This is a genomic window from Paenibacillus sp. FSL M7-0134 (genome assembly GCF_038007865.1).
GTDB classification, from domain to species: domain Bacteria; phylum Bacillota; class Bacilli; order Paenibacillales; family Paenibacillaceae; genus Paenibacillus; species Paenibacillus polymyxa_B.
The window spans coordinates 1537487-1561500 of sequence record NZ_JBBOXV010000001.1; the positions used below are offsets into that span (position 1 = coordinate 1537487).

The 24014-nt window shown below is 47.8% G+C and carries 19 protein-coding genes; 10 read left to right on the forward strand and 9 right to left on the reverse strand.

Annotated elements, in window-relative coordinates; all coding sequences use genetic code 11:
- Nucleotides 1-24 precede the first annotated feature (24 nt).
- Nucleotides 25-771, forward strand: a complete 747-nt coding sequence (locus NSQ58_RS06745) for a glycerophosphodiester phosphodiesterase (RefSeq protein ID WP_069080765.1) — start codon at nt 25-27, stop codon at nt 769-771.
- Nucleotides 772-938: 167 nt separating this feature from the next.
- Here the strand turns inward: NSQ58_RS06745 and NSQ58_RS06750 are convergent, their stop codons facing one another.
- The 5 genes from NSQ58_RS06750 to NSQ58_RS06770 form a co-directional block, all read right to left on the reverse strand.
- Complete coding sequence (locus tag NSQ58_RS06750) at nt 939-1766, reverse strand: class I SAM-dependent methyltransferase (RefSeq protein WP_341057077.1); 828 nt, start codon at nt 1764-1766, stop codon at nt 939-941.
- A gap of 144 nt (nt 1767-1910) precedes the next feature.
- Complete coding sequence (galU, locus tag NSQ58_RS06755) at nt 1911-2792, reverse strand: UTP--glucose-1-phosphate uridylyltransferase GalU (RefSeq protein WP_071559450.1); 882 nt, start codon at nt 2790-2792, stop codon at nt 1911-1913.
- Nucleotides 2789-3211 carry a GtrA family protein gene (locus tag NSQ58_RS06760; protein ID WP_071559449.1) on the reverse strand — a complete coding sequence of 141 codons (423 nt, stop codon included), beginning with the start codon at nt 3209-3211 and terminating at the stop codon, nt 2789-2791. Before NSQ58_RS06760 ends, galU begins: the two co-directional genes overlap by 4 nt.
- A gap of 3 nt (nt 3212-3214) precedes the next feature.
- Entirely contained in the window at nt 3215-4306 is a 1092-nt protein-coding gene (locus tag NSQ58_RS06765; RefSeq protein ID WP_341057078.1) for a glycosyltransferase family 2 protein, read from the reverse strand.
- A 17-nt stretch (nt 4307-4323) separates the two neighbouring features.
- On the reverse strand, nt 4324-6675 hold the full coding sequence (locus tag NSQ58_RS06770) for a glycosyltransferase family 39 protein (RefSeq protein WP_338533134.1): 2352 nt from the start codon (nt 6673-6675) through the stop codon (nt 4324-4326).
- Nucleotides 6676-6962: 287 nt separating this feature from the next.
- On the opposite strand from NSQ58_RS06770, the gene NSQ58_RS06775 reads away from it, so the two are divergent.
- Together NSQ58_RS06775 and NSQ58_RS06780 are read left to right on the forward strand one after the other, a co-directional pair.
- Nucleotides 6963-7649 carry a response regulator transcription factor gene (locus NSQ58_RS06775; protein WP_013308395.1) on the forward strand — a complete coding sequence of 229 codons (687 nt, stop codon included), beginning with the start codon at nt 6963-6965 and terminating at the stop codon, nt 7647-7649.
- Nucleotides 7646-9136, forward strand: a complete 1491-nt coding sequence (locus NSQ58_RS06780; RefSeq protein ID WP_341057079.1) for a sensor histidine kinase — start codon at nt 7646-7648, stop codon at nt 9134-9136. The genes NSQ58_RS06775 and NSQ58_RS06780 overlap by 4 nt, the downstream gene beginning before the upstream one ends.
- A gap of 83 nt (nt 9137-9219) precedes the next feature.
- Here NSQ58_RS06780 and NSQ58_RS06785 read toward each other — a convergent pair whose 3' ends face one another.
- The gene (locus tag NSQ58_RS06785) at nt 9220-13512 is read right to left on the reverse strand and encodes a S8 family serine peptidase (RefSeq protein WP_341057080.1); all 4293 of its coding nucleotides are present in this window, start codon (nt 13510-13512) and stop codon (nt 9220-9222) included.
- Between the two features lie 362 nt (nt 13513-13874).
- On the opposite strand from NSQ58_RS06785, the gene NSQ58_RS06790 reads away from it, so the two are divergent.
- Nucleotides 13875-14810 (forward strand): manganese-dependent inorganic pyrophosphatase, encoded by a 936-nt coding sequence (locus NSQ58_RS06790; RefSeq protein WP_269321404.1) that lies wholly within the window; start codon nt 13875-13877, stop codon nt 14808-14810.
- Between the two features lie 60 nt (nt 14811-14870).
- Here the strand turns inward: NSQ58_RS06790 and NSQ58_RS06795 are convergent, their stop codons facing one another.
- The 3 genes from NSQ58_RS06795 to NSQ58_RS06805 all read right to left on the reverse strand — a co-directional run bounded on the left by NSQ58_RS06795 (nt 14871) and on the right by NSQ58_RS06805 (nt 17395).
- Nucleotides 14871-15794: an alpha/beta hydrolase gene (locus NSQ58_RS06795; protein WP_341057081.1), complete on the reverse strand. Its 924-nt coding sequence runs from the start codon at nt 15792-15794 to the stop codon at nt 14871-14873.
- On the reverse strand, nt 15779-16321 hold the full coding sequence (locus NSQ58_RS06800) for a MarR family winged helix-turn-helix transcriptional regulator (RefSeq protein ID WP_023986644.1): 543 nt from the start codon (nt 16319-16321) through the stop codon (nt 15779-15781). The genes NSQ58_RS06795 and NSQ58_RS06800 overlap by 16 nt, the downstream gene beginning before the upstream one ends.
- 111 nt (nt 16322-16432) lie before the next feature.
- On the reverse strand, nt 16433-17395 hold the full coding sequence (locus NSQ58_RS06805) for an ATP-dependent DNA ligase (RefSeq protein ID WP_341057083.1): 963 nt from the start codon (nt 17393-17395) through the stop codon (nt 16433-16435).
- A 315-nt stretch (nt 17396-17710) separates the two neighbouring features.
- Here NSQ58_RS06805 and NSQ58_RS06810 point away from each other — a divergent pair, with 315 nt between their 5' ends.
- The 6 genes from NSQ58_RS06810 to NSQ58_RS06835 all read left to right on the forward strand — a co-directional run bounded on the left by NSQ58_RS06810 (nt 17711) and on the right by NSQ58_RS06835 (nt 24013).
- Nucleotides 17711-17986: a GNAT family N-acetyltransferase gene (locus NSQ58_RS06810; RefSeq protein WP_013308402.1), complete on the forward strand. Its 276-nt coding sequence runs from the start codon at nt 17711-17713 to the stop codon at nt 17984-17986.
- Nucleotides 17987-18276: 290 nt separating this feature from the next.
- Nucleotides 18277-18843, forward strand: a complete 567-nt coding sequence (locus NSQ58_RS06815; RefSeq protein WP_013308403.1) for a DUF420 domain-containing protein — start codon at nt 18277-18279, stop codon at nt 18841-18843.
- Nucleotides 18844-19026: 183 nt separating this feature from the next.
- Nucleotides 19027-20301: an ABC transporter substrate-binding protein gene (locus NSQ58_RS06820; protein ID WP_341057085.1), complete on the forward strand. Its 1275-nt coding sequence runs from the start codon at nt 19027-19029 to the stop codon at nt 20299-20301.
- A gap of 63 nt (nt 20302-20364) precedes the next feature.
- Nucleotides 20365-21246: a carbohydrate ABC transporter permease gene (locus tag NSQ58_RS06825; RefSeq protein ID WP_023986648.1), complete on the forward strand. Its 882-nt coding sequence runs from the start codon at nt 20365-20367 to the stop codon at nt 21244-21246.
- Nucleotides 21246-22136 (forward strand): carbohydrate ABC transporter permease, encoded by an 891-nt coding sequence (locus NSQ58_RS06830; RefSeq protein ID WP_023986649.1) that lies wholly within the window; start codon nt 21246-21248, stop codon nt 22134-22136. Before NSQ58_RS06825 ends, NSQ58_RS06830 begins: the two co-directional genes overlap by 1 nt.
- Before the next feature lie 50 nt (nt 22137-22186).
- A complete protein-coding gene (locus NSQ58_RS06835; protein ID WP_341057086.1) occupies nt 22187-24013 on the forward strand; it encodes a protein O-GlcNAcase in 1827 nt (608 codons plus the stop codon).
- Nucleotide 24014: the final 1 nt, after the last annotated feature.

Sequence of the window (24014 nt, forward strand, 5' to 3'; positions counted from 1 at the left end):
TGAAATGACAGGAGGGGTTATGTTGTGACTGTAACCGAAAAGGTGATTAATTTCGCACACCGCGGAGCTTCAGGTGTATGTCCTGAGAATACGATGGCGGCATTCCGCCACGCCTTGGAACTGGGAGCAACAGGTATAGAAACGGATGTGCAGCGTACCCAAGATGGGCATCTGGTGCTGATTCACGATGAGTCGCTGGAGCGTACGACAGGTTGCTCACTGGATGTAAGGGATATTACGCTGGAAGAATTAAATAAACTGGATGCGGGCGGTTGGTTTGATGAGAAATTCCGAGGTGAGCGGGTCCCGATGTTGGATGAGCTACTGGAACTAGCCCAGTCCTCGAATACAATTATTAATTTAGAGTTGAAAAACAGCATTTATCTCTATCCGGGTATGGAGGAAGAGGTCATTGCTGCCGTGAAGCGTTTTGGGTTGGAACAGAGGGTAATCATATCCAGCTTCAATCACGAATCGCTGGCGCTCTGTGCGCAGCTTGCTCCTGAAATCAAGACGGGGGCGCTGTATATCGAAATTATGGTTCGTCCATCCGAGTATGCAACCCAATTCGGGGTAACAGCACTCCATGCCTACAAACAAGTTGTTACGCCAGAAGCTGTATCAGAGGCTTTGGCATTAGGCGTCGTATACCACCCATGGACGGTGAATGAGCCAGAAGAAATGAAGCGTCTGCTGGAGGCCGGGGTGAACGGCATCATCACGGACTATCCTGACCGGTTGGCGCACTTATTGGCTGTTCGCTCTTCCTAAGTCGAAGACACATTGGAACTGTGACTAAGGGTTTGCAAGGATATGACTGTGGCTATCTATTGAAGCAAAAAAGACTCTCCTGTACGCACTCGTTTTTACGAGGCGAGGGAGAGTCTTTTTTGCCCTAAGCCGAAGAGCGTATCATCCACGATGACCTTGATTCCTTTCTACTTGATGCCGAGCCGCATACGATAGCTGAACAGGATGTCTAGTGTTCTGCTCTGAAAATGATTCTCTACCAGCTTCACGAAGCGGGCTATATCGACGTCAAGCGCTCGATTGCCAAGTTTGAAGAGACTTTGAATACCCCCTTGGCTGAGAGCGAGCCCTGTATAACGAGCTGCGTCACACTGCTCACGGTTATGGAAGACAATCTCCCGGGTATATCGGAATTGTCCGCTGCGGTGCAGATTAGCCAAATGCTGATTCTTGCTCCATTTATGAGCTTGTTGCTCTACTGGGGCTTCCTGCTCCAAAAGGGTATCCGCTTTGGTGATAAGCTCTGTATAAGCTTGCTCTATCTGCCATTGCAGCACCGGAGGCCAGTCACAGTCAAAGGCCGCGAACACGCCGCCCTGAGCCAAGACCCTGCCCGCTTCCTGAAGCGTGCTCTCGGGGTCCATCCAGTGAAAGGATTGAGAGCAGGTGATGACGTCTACAGTTCCGTCCTCAAAGGGCAGGTTGTTGGAGAACCCGCTTTTGAAGGAAATGGTTCCTGCCCTTGTCGTTCCTGCTGTCTCCAGCTTGTGCAGGGCTTTTCCTCTCATGTCCGGGTTAGGCTCGATACCGACGATTTGCCGAGCGGCGTTTTCCCATATGAAAGTTGAAAGTCCTGTACCGCAGCCAATATCGGCAACTAGCTCTACGTTTCGCTCCAGATAGCGGCTGATGATTTCCACGACGAGTGACGGTGCTTCCGGGCGGTGCTGATCGTAGTTGTCGGCAAAACCGTTGAAACGATCCACATTACTTTGCAGATTTCCTTCAGGGATCATAGGTTCTTTTCCTCCTTAGTATCGACCGGGCGGCCGTGTAGACTCAAATGCTGCTGTACTCCTATAGTGTACAATTTTACATGTTCATCCATCTACTCTCGTGATTTCACAGCACCCGTCGGATTTCGGAGGGAGGAAATCCCCCTATTTTATCATTGAAGCAAGCGCCCACTCGCGCATCATGGAGTCAAGCATTGGACGCAAATCTTCGCGTTGCATACCCATGTGGAGCACGGCTTCCAGATATCCAGCTTTATCTCCAATATCATAACGTGTGCCTTCCAGTTCTAATGCGAGCAGTTGGTTCTGCAACGCTACTTGATGAAGAGCATCCGTCAATTGGTATTCACCGCCCGCTCCAGTGGACAGGTTTTCCAATATGGAGAAAATGGAAGGCTCCAATACATACCGACCAATGACTGCCTGCCGCGAAGGGGCATCTGCCGGAGATGGTTTTTCAACAAGTCCGCCGACTTCGTGAATGAGACCGTTCTGGTGAGTGGAGTCAATAATGCCGTATTTACTCACATCTTGTTCTTCCACTGTGCGCACGCCGACCACTTGCTTGCCAGTCGCTTCGTAAACATCCATCATTTGACGAATCGCCGGGATGGAGGAATTCATAATATCATCGCCCAGCAACACGGCAAAGGGCTCATCGCCAATGAACTGACGAGCGCAGCTTACCGCGTGTCCCAAGCCGAGGGGTTCTTTTTGACGGATATAGTGAATGACTGCTTTACCCCCGATGCTTTGAACTTCACGTAGGAGATCATATTTACCCTTGCTCTCCAGTACCTGCTCCAACTCCACAGACTTGTCAAAATGATCCTCGATGGCTTTTTTATTACGCCCCGTTACGATAATGATGCTCTCAATTCCGGACTTGATGGCTTCTTCTACGATATATTGAATAGCCGGCTTGTCTACGATGGGAAGCATCTCTTTCGGTAAAGCTTTCGTAGCTGGTAGAAAACGGGTTCCTAATCCGGCGGCTGGAATAACAGCTTTTGTAATTTTTCTCATAGAAACTCACTTTCCTTTCGGGATGGGGAACCGAATACCCAGTATCGGCTCCCGATATAATTGATGATCATTCCGGCTGCAGTCGCGATCAGCTTGCTTAAAGCAAGTGGCAACTCGGTTCCAGTGTGAAGCACTTGCAGTAATAAGGAGGTTATCCCCAATACGATGAGGTTAATGATGATGAATTTAGGTAATTGACCCTTATTAGTGTTGTTTGATAGTTGTTTGTTGAATGTCCATTTGCTGTTCAAAATATAACTGTTGGCTGTGCCGCAGCTGTACGAAATGACCTGCGCTACAATGACCGGCACTCCGCCCCAAGCCAGCAGCATAAAAATGATATAATCTACACCCGTATTCACCAGACCTACGATGCCAAATCGGATCATAGGAAGCAGCTGGGCCATGCGACTTTTCATGGGTTAGGCTCCATGACCGGATTTGGGTCCGGTATATACCGCACTGTTGCCGCGCACTGTGCGTCCTGTCGAAATCAGGCTCTCACGGGCTCCTTTCATGTACAGGGAGTCACGGGGTTCAGGGACTTTCATAGCATGCGTCGGACCGTTTTCGCATTGTCCACCCAGATGCTCACGGACAATGTAAAGCGGACGTGCTTTGGTTTCGTCATAAATGCGTCCAACATATTCACCCATAATACCGAGAATGATCAGGATCACCCCGTCGAAGATCAGGCTGATGCTAATCATAGACGACCAGCCCTTCATCACATAGGAGTCGGTGAAAAAGTTGAGAAACAGTACGTACATCAGATACAGGAAGCCGGACATGGATAGAAGTGCACCGATATACCCTGCCAGCTTGAGCGGTTTAATCGAAAAGGATGTGATCCCGTCCAGACTGAGCTTGATCATTCGTTTCAACGGATATTTGGTTTCGCCTGCGAGCCGCTCGTCGCGCTCATATTCTACAGCAGTTTGTTTGAAACCGATCCAGCTGACCAGTCCACGAACGAATCGGTTATTTTCCGGTAGCCGTTTCAATTCTTCTATGACCTTGCGATCCATTAGGCGGAAGTCCCCGGTGTCGACCGGGATATTAATATCCGTTGATGCTTTAAGTACACGGTAGAAGAGGCTGGCAGACCATTTCTTGAAGCGAGTCTCGCCATTGCGTTTGAGTCGTTTGGCGTAGACCACTTCATAGCCTTCCTTCCACTTGTTAGCCATCTCAACAATCAGTTCCGGCGGGTCCTGGAGGTCGGCGTCAATGACGACGACCGCCTCCCCCACCGCATAATCCATCCCGGCAGTAATCGCTAGCTGATGACCAAAATTGCGAGAGAAATCAATCAATACAATGGTGTCATCTCTGAGACTGAATTCCTTGATCAATTGGACGCTGCGGTCCGAACTTCCATCATTTACGAAGATCAGCTCGTAGGGCTCACCCATCGAGCCCATAACTTGTTTCAGCCTCCGGTAGGTTTCCGTAATAACGGCTTCCTCGTTGTACATCGGAATAACAATGGAATAACGGATGGGTTCACTCATTCGTAGTTCCTCCTCATTTATAATGTGATTTCGTATAAAGTACCGCTTCCGCCACGTTCGTCTCCGCCAGGGCCACCTTGACCATCCTGGGCGTTCGCATTGCTGTTCGTGGTGTCTCTTCCGCTCTCGGTTGCTTTAACGTCTGTACTTGTTTCGCCTGTTGTTGTTTTCCATTCATCTGTAGGAATCACTTTGCCGTGTTCTTTGATCCATGCAGTGACTTCAGAGTTACCGCCGTCTGGTCCGCCACCTCCACCAGAAATCATGAAGTACTTCACTTGGCCGCTTTCGACCAGCGCCTTGATTTTATCGACGGTATAGACTGGATCGGAAGATACAAAACCGTTCATAATAATTACTTTTTGTCCGGCCTCGACCAGGTAAGGAGCAGCCGTTGAATAATTACTTGCTGCGAAAAGGTAGGTTTCACCTGTGTTATTTTTTTGCAAGTAGCTCAACGTTTTTTGATCTAAACTTTGGCTACCGTTGGGTCCCCCCATTCCTCTGGAACGGGTAGAAGATTTTTGTTCCGTGTCTGTACTTGTTTGTGTGCTTGAAGTATTTCCATCAGGACTGGAATTCTCTGCATTATTGGTCTGGTTATTCGTTTGAGTTCCTTCGGCTTGTTGTCCATTGGCGCTCTGACCTCTATTGCGATCATTGCCGCCCGGCATTCCGCCACCACCACCGCCAAATTGAGTGGGTCCGGCTTGTGGAATCATGCTGTTCCCCCCGTAGATGATCGGTGTCAATGCCCAGTATGCAGGACCGATAAACATAGCGAGTACACTTGCAATGATGGCGAATCTTGTGAACTTCTCAGATTTCATTCGTGCTACTATCAGCAGCACCGTGCCGATGATCCCTAGGATCAATACCGCGATGGACCAGCCGCTGCCAATGGTATCGTTGTAATTTTGCAAAACAAACCAGCTAAATACCGAGGTTGCCAATACTGCTGCGGGTAACAGCCAGGAGAGCCAGTTGGAACGCTCACGATACTGCTTCCACAATTCTACGAATCCTGCTCCAAAGAGCGCTGCAATTGGTGGCGCGAGCATAATCAGGTAATAATGATGAAAGAATCCTGCTACGCTGAAAAACGCAGCTACGGGAATCAACCAGGCCAGCCAGAAGATGACCTCTTTGTGTTTTTGTGTGATATTACGACGTCGAATGCTTGCAAGCAGACCGATGGAAGCAATCAATGCGAATGGAAGCAGCCAGCTGGCTTGACCTGACAGGGAAGATTGGAACAACCGCAAAGGTCCTTTTTCGCCAGTGCCGAACATGCCGCCACCGGAATTTCCTCCCGGTCCACCGCCTGGACCACCCTGGCCATTTTGCCCGTCTCCAGGACCACCTTGTCCGTTGCCGCCAAATCCACCCGGTGGCATTTGACCACCTGCACCGAATCCGCCTGCTGCCATGTTGTTGGCACCAGAGTCATCCGTAGTGGTAGTGCTGTCCGATGTTGTAGTCGTCTGAGCTTGATCTGTGTTCGTATCGCTGCTATTCGTTGTAGCGTTATTGTTCCGATCCGTGCGTTCACCGCCACGATTGCCATCTGTACCCTGATCTCCTGTCAGACGGGACAGGCCGTTATAACCAAAGGCCAAATTCAGCACAGAGTTCGTACCGCTACTTCCCATATAAGGGCGTTCATCTGCCGGAGTGGAGTCCACTACGACTGCCCAGGAGAGCGATACGATCAGGAGGACAACTGCTGATCCTACCAGTGTTACTGCTTTTCGCTTCCAGTTAAACTTGGAGGCCAGCAGATAGAACAGACCCAATGCCGGAACGATCATATAGGCTTGCAACATTTTTTCGTTAAAGGCGATGCCTACGACTGCGAAAGCAGCAAGGATCAGCCCGGTTTTGCTATTTCTAATGCCTCTGAACAATAGCCATGTTGCGAGCAACAGTGTGAAAACCAACATAGCGTCGATGTTATTCGTGCGGCTAACCGCTACGGCTATCGGTGTCGTTGCCATAGCGAAGGCGGCCAATCGTGCGGCCATCGTACCAAAGCTCGGTTTGACGAGTAAGTAAACGAGCAAGACTGATCCGACCTGAGCCAGCGCCTGTGGCAAGATAACGCTCCATCCGTGAAGCCCGAATATATAGGCGCTCAGTGTCTGAATCCAGAAAACCACAGGCGGTTTGTCTACCGTTACCGATCCGGCAGAATCAAGTGAGGCGAAAAAGAAGTTGTGAAAGCTCTGTAGCATGCTTGCTACGGCCGTCGTGTAATAGGTGTTTACATATTTGTCTTGCCAGATGTTGTATCCGTTCAAAAATGCGGATATCAGCATAATGATGATCAGGGGGATGTCCGCCCTGGTCTTAAACCATTTCTTAATCATGTTCATTCCACTCCCTGTGAAAATTCTTTGTATTTATTCCGTTGTTCTAGCCGCTATCTTCAGGACTGCGGAATGACCAGTCGCTTCTGATCTTGGCCCGGTGAACTACCGGCTTGCTATTATCATGCCATACGTACCTTAATGGGTTCTGAGCGCTCCCTGAACGTTAGCTGAAAGCTGAGCAGAGGTACTTTTTTTGCGACAGGATTCAGGTATATTAGATACAGGTAAAAATGAACTGACTTTTTTATGAGAAAAATGCGGCAACATGAAAGGGAAGATTAATAATGAATCCAATACACGGAGTTAAAATTATGCTGGCAGATGATGAGCCTCATATTTTGCAATTTTTAGAGCTTGGACTGATTAATGAAGGATATGAAGTCAGAACCGCCGAGAACGGGAGTAAAGCACTCGATTTGGCAAGAGAGTTTCGTCCGCATGTAGCGGTGCTGGATGTGATGATGCCGGAAATGAACGGTTTTGAGGTGTGCCAAAGTCTCAAGGAGACGGAGGATAACATCGCGGTCATTATGCTGACCGCCAAGGATGATGTAGACGATCGGGTAAAGGGATTAAAACTCGGCGCGGATGATTATGTCGTAAAGCCCTTCAGTTTTAATGAGCTGCTGGCTCGCATTGAAGCACGCTTGCGCAATCAGTTCCCCGATCTGCTGGGGGAGGTTGTTCACGGCCCCTTTCAAGTGGATGATCGACGCAAGGAAATTCGTTATCAGAGTCAGGTGCTGGAGCTGTCGCCTACCGAATATGAACTATTGAAGTTTCTGGTGCTTAATCACGGGATTGTGCTGAGTAAAAGTCGTATTCTGGACCGGGTATGGGGGTACGATTTTGGGGGCGAGGATAATATTGTTGAGGTGTACATTCGCTCCTTACGTGAAAAACTCAAAGACAAGGAGCACCGGGTCATTCGTACGCTACGCGGTGTGGGATACCGGGTGGATCTGCTATGAAGGCGGGCGGGAAAAGTCGGAGAAAATATGCGCTTCGTTCTCTCCGGTCCCAGCTTTTGGCCAGAACGTTACTCATTTTGGCTTTGCTGCTCGTATTGATTGGTTTTCTACAATATTTTCTGATGAAAGATTTTCTGTATCGCAGTCGGGCAGAAGCTATGGATACGCAGTTGAATTCAATTCCTGCCGATTTATTGATTAAGGATTCGCAGGAGCAGAGTGGGGTAACCGCTCCCCAAGAACAAACCAATCGGAGGAATAATCGACCGGGGCCGTTTTTGTTCTGGCCGGATATGTCGCTCGCTTCTATAGATACAGACGGCACTTTCCAGAGCTTGTCCAACGAAAACGGACTTAAGCCGCCACGTCTCACCACTGAGCAATATCATGCAATGCAGCAGAGCAAACGCATGCGTCACGGCTATCAATTAATCACGGATGCTCAGGGGAAAGAGCAACTGGTTGTATTCCGTCCGCTCGGTCCACCTGACCGTTCGTCCGGTTTACTTCAAATGGGCGTATCCACGACTTCTATGCAAGAGCAATTGATTAACCAGCTCCGCACCTTTATTTTATTGTCTCTGATTGCGCTTGCGATTGGGTTGGCGCTTATGCTTCCTGTGCTGCGCCGCACGTTGGTGCCCCTTTCCAGGATGGTCGAGGCAGTCAAACGTATTGATGCGGGCAATCTGGCCGAACGCTTTGACGCAGAGCAAGGGCAGTATGAGGTGGATCGTTTGGCGGTTTCATTTAACGGGATGCTGGAACGGCTGGAGCATTCTTTTGCTGCCGAACGAGAATTGCAGATGCAGATGAGACGATTTATTGCGGATGCTTCCCATGAACTGCGCACCCCGCTCACGTCTATTCACGGCTTCTTGGAAGTGCTGCTTCGTGGGGCGGCATCTAATCCGAAGCAGCTTCTGTCGGCACTAGAAAGTATGTATGGTGAATCCAAGCGGATGAATAAACTTGTCTCTGATTTACTATTGTTGGCTAAGCTGGATCGAACACCGGAGTTGAAGCTGGAAGACATATCACTAGATGCGTTGCTGCTGGAAATGAAACCGCAGCTCCTTATGCTGGCAGGTACACGTAAAGTGGTTTTTGATATGACGGCAGGTATACGGGTATTGGCAGAGGGGGATAAAATCAAGCAGGTAGTGCTCAACTTGTTTCACAATGCTGTTCAGCATACCGATATGGAAATAGGTGTGATCCAGGTAAACCTGTCTGCAGGTAAGAAGTTGGTGGATATCCAAATTCGTGATAACGGACCAGGCATGAGTAAAGAACAGCTGGAGCGGATATTTGAGCGTTTTTATCGTGGAGATGAATCGCGTACACGTAGCTCAGGCGGAGCGGGCCTTGGTCTGGCCATTACACAGTCTATCGTAGAAGCACACGGCGGGAACATTACGGCCGAAAGCACACCGGGAACGGGAAGTGTATTCAAAGTAACGCTACCTTTAGCGGGAACAGTATAGTATTTAAGATTATGGCGTAACATAAAAATAGCCCCCCGAACCGCAGCTTTGGTTATAACACGGCTCGGGAGGTTTTTCTATTGTTAGTTAATCAGCGAAGCTTTCTGTAAAAGCACATGCAGCACCTTGGCAGATGCCTCACGGGTTGTAGGTGCATTCGGCTGGAAGTAGGAGGAGCCTTTAATCGCTTCTCCGTTGATGATACCTGCTGCACTTACTTTTTCAATACTGTCCTTGGCATAGCCTGCAAAGGATGAAGCATCATGGTACGGTGTACGTGCAGGGCCATCGACTGCTGCTTTGATTTGAAGCAGATCTACAGCTTTACCCAGCACGACAGCAATTTCTTGACGACTGATATTAGCGTTCGGATCAAACTTGTCGCTGTTGCGACCCGTAATCAAACCAGCTTCATAAGCGGCTGCTACATCGCCGGAGTACCAACTACCTGCCGGGATGTCACTGAATGGTGCAGCAGTACCCGGTGTCAGGCCGAGTGCCCGAGTTACCAGGGCTGCAAATTCTGCACGTGTCACGTTCTTCTTCGGTGAGAAAGTCGTGTCGGTCGTGCCGTTAATCAGCAACTTGTTCGCCAGCGATTGAATTTCCGATTGGGCATACGACGATGAAATATCTTCAAAGCTAACGGGACGTGTCGCCGCTGCATACGTCGAGAAGCCCGGACGGCTTACCTTGACGACAGTAGATCCATCAGCCTGCTTGGCGAAGACGGATGGAACGGGATAGACATTTCCGTTTGCCGTATAGAGTACACCGGCTGTATTGGAATCAATTTGACCAGGTACGGTAAAGGATCTGCTAATGAACTGTCCTGGAGCAACTTTGAGCGATTGACTCTTGCCACCAGTGACAACGTTAGCTTCAAACCCTACCGGGATGCCGATCACATTGGAGCCTTTTAGCTTACTTGTAAAAGTGCCACTCGCCTCTGTCTGGCTGCTGATTATCACTTCAATGCCTGCACCAGCAGGAACATTTTTCAGAGCGGATACTGGCAAAGCCAAAGAAGAACCTGTATTGCTTACAATCAAGCTGCTTCCTGCTGCAGCCTTGCCTAACGTTACCAGTTGTGTGGAAGTGAGCGATGCTTTTGTCGTTTGGCCTGCTTGGCTAGTAGCCGACAGTACAATAGCTGTCGGGCTGGAACCTGCCGCTGTCACGGCAGCCTGTAAATCTGCCTCGGTTACTGTCAGCGACTGTACATTATTGTTCAATGCAACGGCTGTAGTGACAGTTTTAACAGCCTGCCCTTGTTTCACAACGCTTTGAAGTGAAGGTGCAGATGTAGAGACAGGAGTGGATGTGTTCGTTGCAGCAGAAGGTGTAGTATTGCTTCTGCCGCCACCTCCACCACCGCTGCCTCCAACACTACCGCTGGATGCGGCGCTATTATCCACACGGATAGCTTTAGTGGCGGTGAAGAGTTTAGGACCGTCGGTATTGCGTACGACTTCGCCGTCTTTATTCAGTTCTGGAGAACTGACTTCCAGCTTGTATACGCCGTCCTTCAAATGCTGAATAACGGGCTGACCGTTAGCATCCAGAACAGGTTTTCCATTGTCATCTAATTCGACGTAACTTCCGTCAATATCCTTGAAGGAATATGCGCCTTGTTTGAGGCGAGCGTTGACTCCTTGTTCTTTTGAAGTCGTAATGCCGTCAATAAGACCAATTAATTTATCATCAACGCCGTATACATAAAGCGCGATCTGGTTGGTTTTATCTGTGGTCAGGCGGAATGCCAAATCTGTTGAGCGTTGAGCACCTGTACGACTCGGATAAATAATCGGGTTGGTGACACTCAAGTCCTGCAAGCCGAAGCCAGTTGTTGGATTTTCTTTGCCTACATGAACGACGAACGGCAGATGAAGTGTTGGCAGTCCGGCGCTTTTCAGAATAACTTCCCCTTCATATACACCTGTGGCTGCACCTGAATTTGGTTGTACAGACAGGAAGAACGGTTGCGATTTACCCGGTTCTGCCGAGATTGCTCCATTCGCGCCCACACCTTGCAACTGAACGGCAATATTGCTCACGTCAGGTGTAGCAATCGGCTTAGTTGGATCAGAAGTTACATTATCATGTAAAACGGTGCTGGCTTCATATTGCACAGTGTTAGCCGACAAGTTTTTGAGTTGAAGCTGAATCTGCTTCGCATCACTACCAGGTCGTAACACCCCGAAGCTGGCGGAAGGATTGTAATTCACAACCTCCTGCCGATTAAAGTTTTTGTCGAGAATCGTAATCTTTTCGACGGTTTCCAGCAGGGCTGGCGTCTGAATCGCATTAGCGATGTTTACAAGGCCTGCACCTTGGGAATACACATCATATTGGATTTTATCCTCATCAAAGAGTGTAACCGAAGTGTTTGCCAGAGCAGCGCGGATATCAAACGGTGTCCAGTTTGGATGCTGTTGCTTCAGCAGCACAGCAAGTCCAGCCACATGCGGAGACGCCATACTTGTACCGTTGCTGCGTTTGTAGGCTTGCTCATAAGATGCATCCGGATAGAACTTGGCGAAGGCAGGGTAGGTTGATAAAATGCCCACACCCGGTGCGCTCACATCCGGCTTGATGCTGAGTAGTTCATCTCCGTTCGGTCCACGGGAGCTGAAACCGGCCATCGTATCGCCTGCATTATCTGTACGAATATAATCTGCCCCAAAGGAGACGGAGAACTTCTCTCCAGCATTGTCCACAAGTTGTTTAGCCAGCGCGCGCCCTTCCTTACCTTTCATGTCAAAGGTCGGAATAAAGTCAAAGCTGTCACCCAAATTGGAATTTACGTAGTCATTACGACCTGAAATACTTTCCCCTAAATCAGCTTTGGTGATGTCACCCGCTTTCGTATTCCCATTAAAAACGATAACAGCCTTCGCACCGTTTTTTTTCGCATTTGCGATTTTATCCACGAATGCCAAGTTGCCGCGTGAAACGAGGACGATTTTTCCTGCTACGTCTTTCCCTTCAAAATCATCAGGTTGCCCCAGATTCGCATATACGAGCTCATAAGGGGCAGTTCCCAAAATGGAGGCAAAGTCTTCTCTGCCTGTCTCCCAGCCCATCAAATTAAAATCATAATGTGCATAAGCATCATCAGTTACGGTCTTTTTTAATTCACCGTTAGCCTCCCAATAGGAGTCACGGGTGACCGAAGCTGTACCCGAGAAGCTTTTGCTCGGCGAAGTGGCTGCACCGACGGAAATCGCCAACTGTGATGTTGCGGGAGAACCCATGGAATAAAAATAGGGGCCTTCCTGTGCCGCATTACCATTCGCTATGACCGCGACTACGCCGGAAAGTACAGCATTATTAATAGCAATGGAGTCGGGGGAGTTCGGGTCCTTTTCGGAATCCGAGCCCAGCGACAGGTTAATGACGTTCATACCATCTTTGACAGCGCGTTCAATGCCATCAATGACCTGTGCGGAGGAACCGGAGGAGCGTCCCGTCTTGGTATTGCGTCCAAGCACTTTATACACGTATAAGTCCGATTTATAGGCAATACCCTTTTGCACAATATCCGAGGATTTATTTGCGGCTTTACCGGCAATTGTGCCGGAGACGTGAGTACCATGTGTCGTTCCGCTAAAACCTGTGCCGTATGGGTCATTTTCTTTTTCAAGGAACGGTTCCTCGTAAGGGTCGTTGTCTTGTTCAAAAGAGTCATATCCGCCTTTATAGGCTTCTTTTAAATCCGGATGCTCATAATCGATACCAGTATCAATAACCCCGACCTTGATTCCCTCGCCATTCAATCCTTTGGCCCAGGCTCCAGGAACACCAATCTGGTCCAGCGGTGCGTTATCATAAGTGGCTTCACTGGCTGTAAGTGTTGGCGGGTCCTGTACGGGGATGGAATAATACGTTTTGTTTTCATGAATGGATTTTACACCTGGCAGTTTAGCCAGTTCTGGAATCTTATTGGCTGGTAGTGTGACCTCCAAGCCGTTAAGCACCGTGTTGTACTGGTAATTCACCTGAAGAGAAATACCATGCTCAGCGGCTTGGTCTACGAACGTAGTTTGCTCGGTGGCAATCGCGGATTCCGCTTTTTGCTCAGATTGAGCTGTGAAAGCTTGGAAGCCTGAACGTGCCGCATATTTGTCCACGGCTAAGGGCTCACCATCAAGCTGTACGATGACTCTGACCTGGCGGGAAGAATCTGTGCTTAGCTCTGGCGAAATGAAGGCCGGAGCCGTCTCAATAGTCAATGCTTGCTGAGCTTCCAAAAATGAGTTGATTTGCAGATCTGCGGTAGCAGCAGAACTGACAGACGGCAGAGACAAGCTTACCGTCAAGGCAAGAGCGAGTGATACGACAGGTATTTTTTGCAAAATGATCGGCTTTTTCAAAGATTTCCCTCTTTTCAATCAAAATATGATATGTCTACATACTAGGATTTGAAGCCACTGCCGTTGTTCTCACGCCTCCCTTAATATCTAAAATAATAGAATTGACCACTGGTGACTAACTTGCCAGTTTTGAGGCATATCTTACCATATTGGTGGGATATATTACTATATGTTTTTTATATTTTTAGAAAAAATAAGGGTAACATCACATATAGATTCCATGGAAATGTTATGAATTTACTAGATTATTTTTGAAAATACTCGAAGGGGAATGGGAGAATGCGAGATTTAATGATATAATCTGCATTGGAATTGTTGAGGTTTCACAATCATGTAAAATGCCTAAGGCAAAGGAGTCGATTATGTTGGCAAAAACATTGATTTTCGGGCATAAAAATCCGGATACGGATACCATTTGCTCAGCTATTGCTTATGCAGACTTAAAAACCAAACTGGGTGCGGACGTAGAGCCGGTTCGTCTGGGCGAGGTGAACGGGGAAACGCAGTATGCACTGGATTATTTCAAAGTGAGCGCGCCACGTCTAGTTGAGCAGGTTGCTGCTGAAACGGACAACGTCATTCTGGTCGATCATAATGAGCGCCAGCAAAGCGCCGCTGATATTGACAAGGTACGTGTAACTGAAGTCATCGACCATCACCGGATCGCTAACTTTGAAACAAGCCAGCCGTTATACTTCCGCGCTGAGCCAGTGGGTTGCACAGCCACCATTTTGAACAAGCTCTACAAGGAAAATGGTGTAGCGATTCCGAAAGAAATCGCAGGTCTAATGTTGTCCGCGATTATTTCCGATTCCCTGTTGTTCAAATCCCCAACCTGCACGGATCAAGACGTAGCTGCTGCTCGTGAACTGGCTGAAATTGCTGGTGTGGATGCAGATCGTTACGGATTTGACTTGCTTAAAGCGGGGGCTGATTTGAGTGGTCACACCATTGAACAGTTAGTAAGTCTGGATGCCAAAGAATTTCAGATGAATGGTCGCAAAGTGGAAATTGCTCAAGTGAACGCAGTAGACGTCAACGATGTGCTATCGCGTCAAGCTGACCTAGAAGTTGCATTATCCCAAACCATTGAGGCCAAAAATCTCGATCTGTTCCTGTTCGTTGTAACAGACATTGTGAACAGTGATTCCATTGGTATTGCCCTGGGAAGCCAAGCACAAGCGGTTGAGAAAGCCTATAATGTACAGTTGGATGACAACAAGGCTGTTCTAAAAGGCGTTGTATCGCGAAAATCGCAAATTGTGCCTGTATTGACTGACGCTTTTAACAGTTTGTAAGGATAAAAAATAAGCCTCCTGAACCCCTGCATAATGGCAGTGGAAGCAGGAGGCTTATTTCTATTTCTTCAGTTCTGCCAGGACGTCTCCGATGCGGAATTCAAATGCCAATTTCAACTGATCGCTCATCAGGTGCCAGGCGTTTTCAGCTACAGCGAGATCGCCGCTATGGGTAAATGCATGTGCGGCACCCATGTATTTTTTATACGTCACGGGCACATCTGCTTCAATCAGCCGTTTGGCGTACAACTCGGCTTCGTCAGCCAAGGAGTCCAACTCCGCGGTTATGATCAAAGCAGGAGGGAGATTATGTAGTGATTCTGCAAAAATGGGGGAAACTAACGGATTCCGCGCCTCCTCTGGTGAGTGCAGGTAGCTTTCATTAAAGATCTTTGCTACTAGTGGCGGAATGGCTTTCTCGAATTGGGGCTTCAATTTGGGATCTGTAGCAATATCTAATGGTGGGTAATCCAGTACCTGATATATAATCGGAAATTCCTTGCGATCCCGGGCCATAAGACACAGCGCTGCCGCTAGATTACCACCTGCACTGTGTCCCCCGACCGCAATGCGTTGAGGATCTACGTTGAGCACATCAGGATGCTCGTACAACCATTGGGTTACATCATAGCTTTCCTGTAGCGGGATAGGGAATTTATACTCCGGGGCCAAGCGATAATCGACATTAACGACAACGCAATTCGCACGTTCAGTAATGACCGGACACCAGGGATCATCCATTTCGGCGCTGCCCATTACAAAGCCGCTGCCATGGAAATTTACAAATACAGGGAGTGGATCAGCAGACCGGTGAGAAGGTTCATATACAATCACCCTGGAGTCACCAACAGAGGTGGGAATGATCCTTTCTTTCCGATGTACTTTGGGAGAATGCGAAGGTTTGAAATCGGACGCAGCTACCATTCTGCCAGCCGATATGCGGGCAAGTTTGACGAACAGTTTTTGTCTCAGTCTTCGCACCATTTTTCTCTCTCCTCTCTGGAGTCGGTTAGACGTGAACCTTTGACATCTTCAAACGCAGAACGTACGCGTGACAAATAGGTTTGGAACTGACAGATTTCCGACTCACTAAAGTCTGACATCAGACGTGAAGCTAGCCCTACGAAAAAGGGGTCCATCTGTTGAATTTTACTTCTTCCTTTATCGTTCAGGGACACGAACACTCCCCGCTTGTCATTGGGATCGTCATATTTATTAATGAATCCCTCTTGTTCGAGAGAAATAACCATAGAACTGATTGCTGCCCGGCTTACCCCCATCTTTTCAGCCAAAGCAGAAGGAGATGACATTTCATCTCTTTGCGCTGAAAGTACACAAAGCGCGATATATTGCCCGTAGGACAGACCAAATTCACGCGAACGTTTTTCCATGTTTTTACGTATTTCATACGTTATGGAAAATAAATCTACCAAAACACCAATCGGTTTATTGCCACCTGGAAAGAGATTATAGGCCAGTTGACGAATTTCGGAGTCCAAAAAAAAGAACATGCGATCCACCTCGATGTAGTTAATTAGTTAACTGTAATTTAATTAACCACTGGTTGCAATGATTTATACAAACTTTGTTCCGCATTTTTTTGAAAATATATCTGTAAAACGTCACATCCAGGGGCCGATACACTGATCGGGGCCCTGATTCACAAAGGCTTGTATGGAGGGCTGACGCAGGGTACGTCCTTCTTGCCACCGCCATTCACTATATTGAACCTTGGCGGTATACATGGGTTTCACCCAAAATGCGTCTTGATGCCGATCCGGTTTATTGCTAAAAGGTCGCTCCGATATGATATGTGGTAGCAGGCGCTCGGTAAGCTGACGCCAATCTTCCCGAGTCAGCTTACCCGTCCCCACATGCCCGATATAGCGCAGCATTCCTTGTTTATCATATTGGCCCAGCAACACAGCATTGATAATGCCTCCGTTTAGGGTATAGCCACCGATAACGGCAATAATATCGCCATAATTTTTGACCTTGAGCCATCGTCCGTCCTTTCCGCCCAATGTGTACGGACTATCCAGCTTTTTACACACAATGCCTTCCATTCCTTGGCTGCACATAACCTGAAATAGAGCTTGTCCATCAGGATGAGCGGGAGCTAGTTGAATCCGTTCATTCGGTATGATGATCTGATGCAGCAGTTCAAGCCTTTCCTGTAACGGTTTAAGATGAACCCACTCCCCGTTCAGATAAACAATATCAAACAACATGTAAGTAGCGGGTACAGCTTCATAGGCTGACTGAACTCGATCCGTCCGACGAATCAGATCCCGTCGCATAATTTCATGGAACGATGGCTTACCGTCGGCACCGAGTGCGATCATTTCCCCGTCCAATATGACCGAATCAGCCTTACAGTAGGAGGGGAAGAGAGCAAGCTCCGGGTATAAAAGCGTTCGTTCATGCTGCTTGCGGTTAAACAGGCGTGTGCTGCCCTGGTCGTGATACGTCAAAATTCTCGTACCGTCCCATTTTATTTCGTAACGCCAAAGGCCCGGATCTACAGGTACTTTTTCGCTCAGTTCCGGTTCAAACGGGATTACAGGTTTTAATTCCGTACGCAACGCAGCACCTCCCTTGCCTTCATTGGAATAAATATAGTGTCGACGATAGATCCTATTTTATGTGTCAGGATTTTGAAAAATTCGATTCCAGTCGCTCCGAAGTGCAAGATATAGACGAACTAAACCATTTCGATCTATATCTTGTTCATTGGAAGTCGCTTATGGGATTTTTGCAAAATCCTCGTATGTAATGTTTCGCTGATTCCTAAATAGGGGAATGATAAGGATATCTAGCGTCGGCATGAAGTGATTGCAGTAATACGTTAGCATGGAGTTGTAACGGGATTTTCTTCAGTCAGAAAGGAGATTGGTTTCATGAGACAAATTCGCGAGGAGGACCATGCAGTAGTCATGGTGGATGATGGACAGGTAGTTGCAGAAGTAGGCTATAAATCCATAGATGACCACTCATTGGTCATTGACCATACATTTGTATCCGAGCAGTTACGGGGTCAAAAAATCGGCAAGGAGCTCATCGACCGAGTGGTTGATATGGCAAGGAATCAGCATAAAAAGGTTATTCCTGCTTGCTCGTACGCGCTTGCTCTGTTCAAGCGCCATCAGGAATACAGTGACGTATGGCAGCAATGAATATGGATCATCAAGGCTGCTTAATTGCATAACCGATACAACACCGGAGCGGGTAATCAGACCTTCCCGGTGTTTTTTTGTGTGTATAAAGCTTGTAAAATCAATGCATTCTACCGTTGATATAGGGAAGTAAAGGGCTATTTTCAAATGTTGAAGCATATTTTCTGACAGATGGCTGTGAAATTGTTCATACTGTTGTCACTTCACAGGCTGTCCATGAGTTCTATATAATATATTATGGTTATGACTACAACAGTAACGAAAACCTGAATTTAACGAAGGAGACGCTCATGATGAATAAAGCGAGTGAGGACAAGCAGTACGTTCCAACGAGCAATCGTAATTTTACAGCCTTGATTATCACCGTTTCCATTATAGCCAACGTGATTATTTTGCTGCTGTTCTTTTCGCCGATCGGATACCAGGGTAGTGTGAGTTTTGATCTCACTATTTTCCCAAGGCTGAATGCGATTTTTAACAGCTTCACGTTTATTTTTCTGGTGGCTGCACTGGTTGCTATTTTCAAAAAGAACATTAAGCTTCATAAAACCTTTGTTTTGCTGGCCTTCGCCAGTACCGTTTTATTTTTATTTTCCTATCTGACCTTTCACTACATTTCGCCGGAAACTGCAAAATATGGTGGGGTGGGTATCCTTCGGCCGATCTACTTTACGCTGTTGATTTCGCATAGCATACTGGCTGCGATTATTGTACCGCTAGCACTGTTCACAGTTGTATGGGGATGGACGATGCAGGTAGCAAAACATCGTAAGATTGCGCGCTGGACGATGCCAATTTGGCTATATGTGAGCTTGACAGGGGTACTGGTGTACGTTTTCATGGCCCCATACTATTAATAGATGTGAACCCTTTGCGGGTTGATTTAGGAAAATGGCGTCTCTGCTGAAGAGGCGTCTTTTTTGTATCCAATAAAAGAAAAATTATTCCTTCTAAATTTATTTTATTGAAAAAACGTTCCTTCTTTAGCGGTATTTCTGCTATAATTTGCCTTAATCAACTAAGAACAAGGGGGTCACCATGTGACAAAGAAAGCGAAAGGCAGGTTACGGTTGCTTGTATCTATGCTGGCGCTGGTTGTACTGCTGAGCAGCTGCGGTGGTGGAGGATCAAAGTCGGAAAAGGTTGACGGAGGGAAAGTAACACTGCAATTTTGGACCATTGCACTACAACCTACATTTACCCCGTATTTCAATCGGGTGATTGCCGATTATGAGCAGAAGAACCCCAATGTCAAAATTGACTGGAAGGATTACCCTTATGATGCAGTGACCAACAAGCTGTTGACAAGTATCGCTAGCAACAGCAGTCCGGATGTAGTCAATCTCAATACAGAATTTGCTAGCCAAATGGGCTCCAAGGGTGCTGTTGTTGATATGAATGAGCATTTGTCGCCCGAGGAAAAGGCTGCTTATTTCGAGGGTATTTATAATTCCACAGTCATTAACGGTAAAGCTTATGCGCTACCCTGGTATACCGGTACAGAAGTGCTTTACATGAATACAAAGCTGGTCAAAGCCGCCGGATTGGACCCTGCTCATCCGCCCAAAACCCGGGAGGAATTGTCTGAGTGGGGCCGTCAGATCAATAGAAAAATTGGCAAAGCAGGCTATGCTCAGCAACTTGTATCCAAGCTTTTCGCTGTGGACGGCATTCCTATTCTAAATAAAGAAAAGACATCAGCGGCGTTCAATACACCAGAAGCAGTCACCATGATTGATAATCTAAAAAAACAGATGGAAGATGGCGTTGTACTCAAGGAAGACGCTGACTTCTCACAACAAGTGAAATATTATGCCGGCGAGCAGGTTGCTTTCGAGCTGGCAGGCCCGACGTTCATCAATTTTATCAAAACGGCTGCGCCGGATGTTTATAAGAACACAATTGCTGTTCCTGTCCCAACCGGTAAAGCTGATGTGCGGCTCTCCAACTCCATGGACCTGGTCGTACCTGCTAAGTCTGCACATGTGGACGAAGCAGTGAAATTTGCTGTTTTCTTGACAAACGCAGAGAGTCAAACAGCTTTTTCTAAAGCGGCGAATACACTACCTTCCACGAAAGACTCCATTAAAGATCCATATTTTACTCAGTCTGATAAATCATTAGAAGCACAAGCCAAGGTAGTATCCGCGCAAAGCTTGGATAAGGCGACAGATTATATGGTCGGTGTGCCTAATGCCAAAGATGTGAACAGTGCCATCGCGCGAGCTTTGCAAAATATTGTATTGAACGGCACGGATACGAAGCAGACGCTTACTGCCCTGGAGCAGGAAGTGAACGATATTTTAAAGCAATAGGTTTGACAGGGGAGTAAATGAATACTCCCCTGTTCATTTATCAAAATCAGGTGGTGATGCAGCATGATCAAATGGTTAAGGTCGGAGTCCTTTACGGCCTGGGCCTTTATGACGCCAGGACTGTTATTGCTTGCCGTCTTTGTATTTTGGCCTATTATTTACAGCATCCCGCTGGCATTGACAGACTACTCTGTCATATCAGATACCCATTTTGTCGGCTTGGATAATTTTGAAGCGGCGTTTAAGGACCGTAACTTTCTTATTTCAATTTGGAACTCATTGTTGTACGTGCTCATTGTCCCCTTTCTCCAAATTTTCTCCATCCTGATGGCTGTGCTTGTGAACAGCCGTATCCCGGGAATTAAAATATTTCGTACGTCCTACTACATCCCTGTTGTGACTTCGATGGTAGCTGTAGCCTTAATTTGGAGCTGGCTATTGGGCAATAACAGCGTAGTGAACTACTTGCTCATGCAGGTCGGCTTGATTAGCAAAGACATACACTGGTTATCGGACAGCAACTTGGCCTTGTATGTACTGATGTTCATCACAATGTGGAAGGGACTCGGGTATTATATGATGCTCTATCTGGCTGGATTACAAAATATTCCTCAAGATCTGTACGAAGCCGCTAGAGTCGACGGAGCAAGCCGCTGGCGTCTGATTGTTCATATTACTCTTCCACTGTTAAGACCTTACATTTTGTTCTGTACCCTTATATCACTCATGTCAGCTATTCGTGTATTTGATGAAGTATATGTACTAACCAAGGGTGGACCGGGAACGGCCACGTTGACATCCAGCTTGTATATTTTTCAAAAGGGCATGGAGCAGTTCAATTTTGGATATGCTTCTGCGCTTGGCTTAATTGTCGGTGCAATGATTGCCGTACTTAGTATTATCGTATTCCGATTCAATAGGAAAGGCGGTGTCAATCCCTATTGATGAATCTAAAGGATGACAAAATGCTACGCTCATCTCTTCCTAAAAAGGAAAGCAGCCGCATCATGCGCAGTCTTGCTCGAATGCTGAGAATGACGGTCATCTACGTGCTTCTAGTGCTACTCGCCCTCTTTTTAATGGGACCGTTCCTATGGCTGCTCAGCGTATCCCTCATGCCAGGTCGCAACATTTTTTCAACGCCGCCCGCTATTTTTCCGACCTTTATCGATTTCGACAACTATGTTCAGGTGTGGCAGTTCATGAATTTTCCAAAGTATATGCTGAATACGGTCATCATTACGGTGTTGGGCGTTGTGCTCAATGTGGTACTCGCCAGTCTGACGGGATATCCCTTGGCTGTATTTCGTTTTAAGGGTAAAAATCTGGTGTTTACGCTGCTGATTGCCACGATGATTATTCCTTCCTACACCGCATTTATTGTGCATTATCTGACCATTCAAGGGCTCCATCTGGGCAATACATATTTGGGTGTGGTGTTGCCCGGGGCAGTCTCCGTGTTCAACATTTTTCTAATGCGACAGACGTTTATTCATATTCCCACTGATGTGCGTGATTCCGGTAAAATGGACGGCGCTTCGGAGTTTCGAATTTGGTGGCAGCTGGTGCTTCCGCTGGTCAAGCCGGCGCTCGCTGTAATTTCTCTGTTGGAGGCGATGTCGTTCTGGAACAGCTTTCTGTGGCCTATCGTTATTTTAAATGATACGGAGCTATATCCGCTGGCAGCTGCGCTCACGTATCTCAACGGTCAATTTGCCTATAACTTCGGTTGGATTGCTGCAGGCACAATGATTTCGGTACTGCCGATCATTATATTGTTCCTGTTTACACAGCGCTACTATATGGAAGGTTTGGCGGGAGCGGTAAAAGGATAAGCCAGTAGTCATGGCTACGAAGAGCCTGTGAATGGAAGGAGATGATTGCGATGAAATTGTCCAAAGGAATGGGGCCTCATTCGGGTGTAGGGTTATCACCGCAGGAGATACAATATTATTTTCGTGATGTGTATGACAGCGGGGAAAGGCTGGTTATCTCCGAACCGCGTCTGGTCTGTGAACTGTCCTCTCGCTTTGCAATGAATCAGGAGTATGAAGGTGTGCTGGACCCCGAGGGACCGATCAAGCTTATTGTGCCTCCAGGACCGGGTGTACCGACTGAAACACGGGGAAGCGTGCAGTTGGTGCTCGAATATGACGGAACGCTTGCTGCAGACGGATATCGGTTGGACATTCAGAAGGACGGGCGGATTGAAGTCCATGCTTCCAATAAAAGAGGGCTCAAATACGGCATGGATGCCCTGCATCTCCTGCTTCAAGTGGAACAGGAGCGATGTACTCTGCCGGTGATGTCTATTCGGGATGAGCCTTCCTTCCCGGTCAGAGGAATTATTGAGGGCTTCTATGGGAAACCGTGGAGTTTCGCGGATCGGATGGATGCTGTCCGTTTTATGGCTGCGCATCGGATGAACACGTTCATGTATGCCCCCAAGGATGATCCATATCATCGTGAGCTATGGAGAGAGCCGTACCCTGAGGATACGTTTGACCAGATCCGCGAATTAAAGGAAGCCTGTGAACGGCATGAGATTGATTTTCATTACTGTATCAGTCCAGGGAACGACCTAAGCTTTGGCAGCGATGAAGATTTCCTTAAATTGACGGAAAAGCTGGCGGCCGTGATTGCGATTGGCGTACGTCATTTTTCTGTATTAATGGATGATATTGATTATGTACTCAAAGGGGAAAATCGACATTTGCTGGGCCGCTCGGGTCACGCTCATGTCTTTTTGACGAACAAGGTTCACACATGGCTGGCTGAACGGCTGCCTGAGTTTACACTGACAGTCTGTCCTTCGGAATATTGGTCGTATTGGGATACCGAATACAAAAAGGACTTCCGTGAGCGGCTGCATCCGGAGATTAAGGTGTTCTGGACGGGGTACTTTGTTTTTGCCCCACAGATTAGTCGCGAGCACGCCGCCAATAATCATGCGTTCTTCGGACATGAGCTGTGGCTGTGGGATAACATCCCGGTGAATGATTGTGACCATGATCGGTTATTCCTTGATCCGCTGCGCGGACGGTATTCCGGGCTACCAGACTGCGGACATACCGGTATGGTGGCCAACCCGATGAATCAGTGGGAATGCTCCAAAGTAACGCTCATTACGATGTCCCACTATATGTGGAACAGTGAACGGTATATGCCTGAGCTATCTTGGCAATGGGCTGTGCGGGAGTTAGCGGGAGAGCGTGCGGATGAACTGATGTTTTTCTGTCGTCAAAACAGGAACAGCCGACTGGGCGGCAGCGCGTATGAGGACGTGGATCTTGCTTTGCAAATGCGCGATATCCCTGCGCTGGATATGTACTTTGAGCGGCTGCTTCAGACCGTGAGCGTCCTACGGAACGTGCCTGCTGATGATCCGGCAGCAGGTTTCGTGTCCCAGGCCGCGCCGTGGCTGGAACGTGCCGAGCTGGACGCAGGCCTGTGGCATGTGCTGCGCCAAGCTGCGCTCAGTGGCGAGCGACAGGACGATGCACAGTCCGGGGAGAGCAGCACGCCGAGCGAAGCAGTTGACGGGCAAGAGCCGTCGCCTCTGACGGACGAAATTACAGGAGAACTGCGACGCGGTATCACTGCTTGCTTAGAAGCGGAGGCTCGGCTGGGTAGCAATCCGGCGATCCGTGCTGCCGCGCAGTGGGGTTATGTCGATCAGGACGAACAAGGCAAATATCGACTGATCTTGTGAG

Coding starts and splice junctions, on each gene's coding strand:
- NSQ58_RS06760 (WP_071559449.1), bottom strand. CDS start 3,211: ATGAAAAGTCGCATGGCCCAGCTGCTTCCTATGATCCGATTTGGCATC.
- NSQ58_RS06770 (WP_338533134.1), bottom strand. CDS start 6,675: ATGATTAAGAAATGGTTTAAGACCAGGGCGGACATCCCCCTGATCATC.
- NSQ58_RS06830 (WP_023986649.1), top strand. CDS start 21,246: ATGAATCTAAAGGATGACAAAATGCTACGCTCATCTCTTCCTAAAAAG.
- NSQ58_RS06825 (WP_023986648.1), top strand. CDS start 20,365: ATGATCAAATGGTTAAGGTCGGAGTCCTTTACGGCCTGGGCCTTTATG.
- NSQ58_RS06750 (WP_341057077.1), bottom strand. CDS start 1,766: ATGATCCCTGAAGGAAATCTGCAAAGTAATGTGGATCGTTTCAACGGT.
- NSQ58_RS06800 (WP_023986644.1), bottom strand. CDS start 16,321: ATGTTCTTTTTTTTGGACTCCGAAATTCGTCAACTGGCCTATAATCTC.
- NSQ58_RS06815 (WP_013308403.1), top strand. CDS start 18,277: ATGATGAATAAAGCGAGTGAGGACAAGCAGTACGTTCCAACGAGCAAT.
- galU (WP_071559450.1), bottom strand. CDS start 2,792: ATGAGAAAAATTACAAAAGCTGTTATTCCAGCCGCCGGATTAGGAACC.
- NSQ58_RS06775 (WP_013308395.1), top strand. CDS start 6,963: ATGAATCCAATACACGGAGTTAAAATTATGCTGGCAGATGATGAGCCT.
- NSQ58_RS06795 (WP_341057081.1), bottom strand. CDS start 15,794: ATGGTGCGAAGACTGAGACAAAAACTGTTCGTCAAACTTGCCCGCATA.
- NSQ58_RS06780 (WP_341057079.1), top strand. CDS start 7,646: ATGAAGGCGGGCGGGAAAAGTCGGAGAAAATATGCGCTTCGTTCTCTC.
- NSQ58_RS06790 (WP_269321404.1), top strand. CDS start 13,875: ATGTTGGCAAAAACATTGATTTTCGGGCATAAAAATCCGGATACGGAT.
- NSQ58_RS06835 (WP_341057086.1), top strand. CDS start 22,187: ATGAAATTGTCCAAAGGAATGGGGCCTCATTCGGGTGTAGGGTTATCA.
- NSQ58_RS06810 (WP_013308402.1), top strand. CDS start 17,711: ATGAGACAAATTCGCGAGGAGGACCATGCAGTAGTCATGGTGGATGAT.
- NSQ58_RS06765 (WP_341057078.1), bottom strand. CDS start 4,306: ATGAGTGAACCCATCCGTTATTCCATTGTTATTCCGATGTACAACGAG.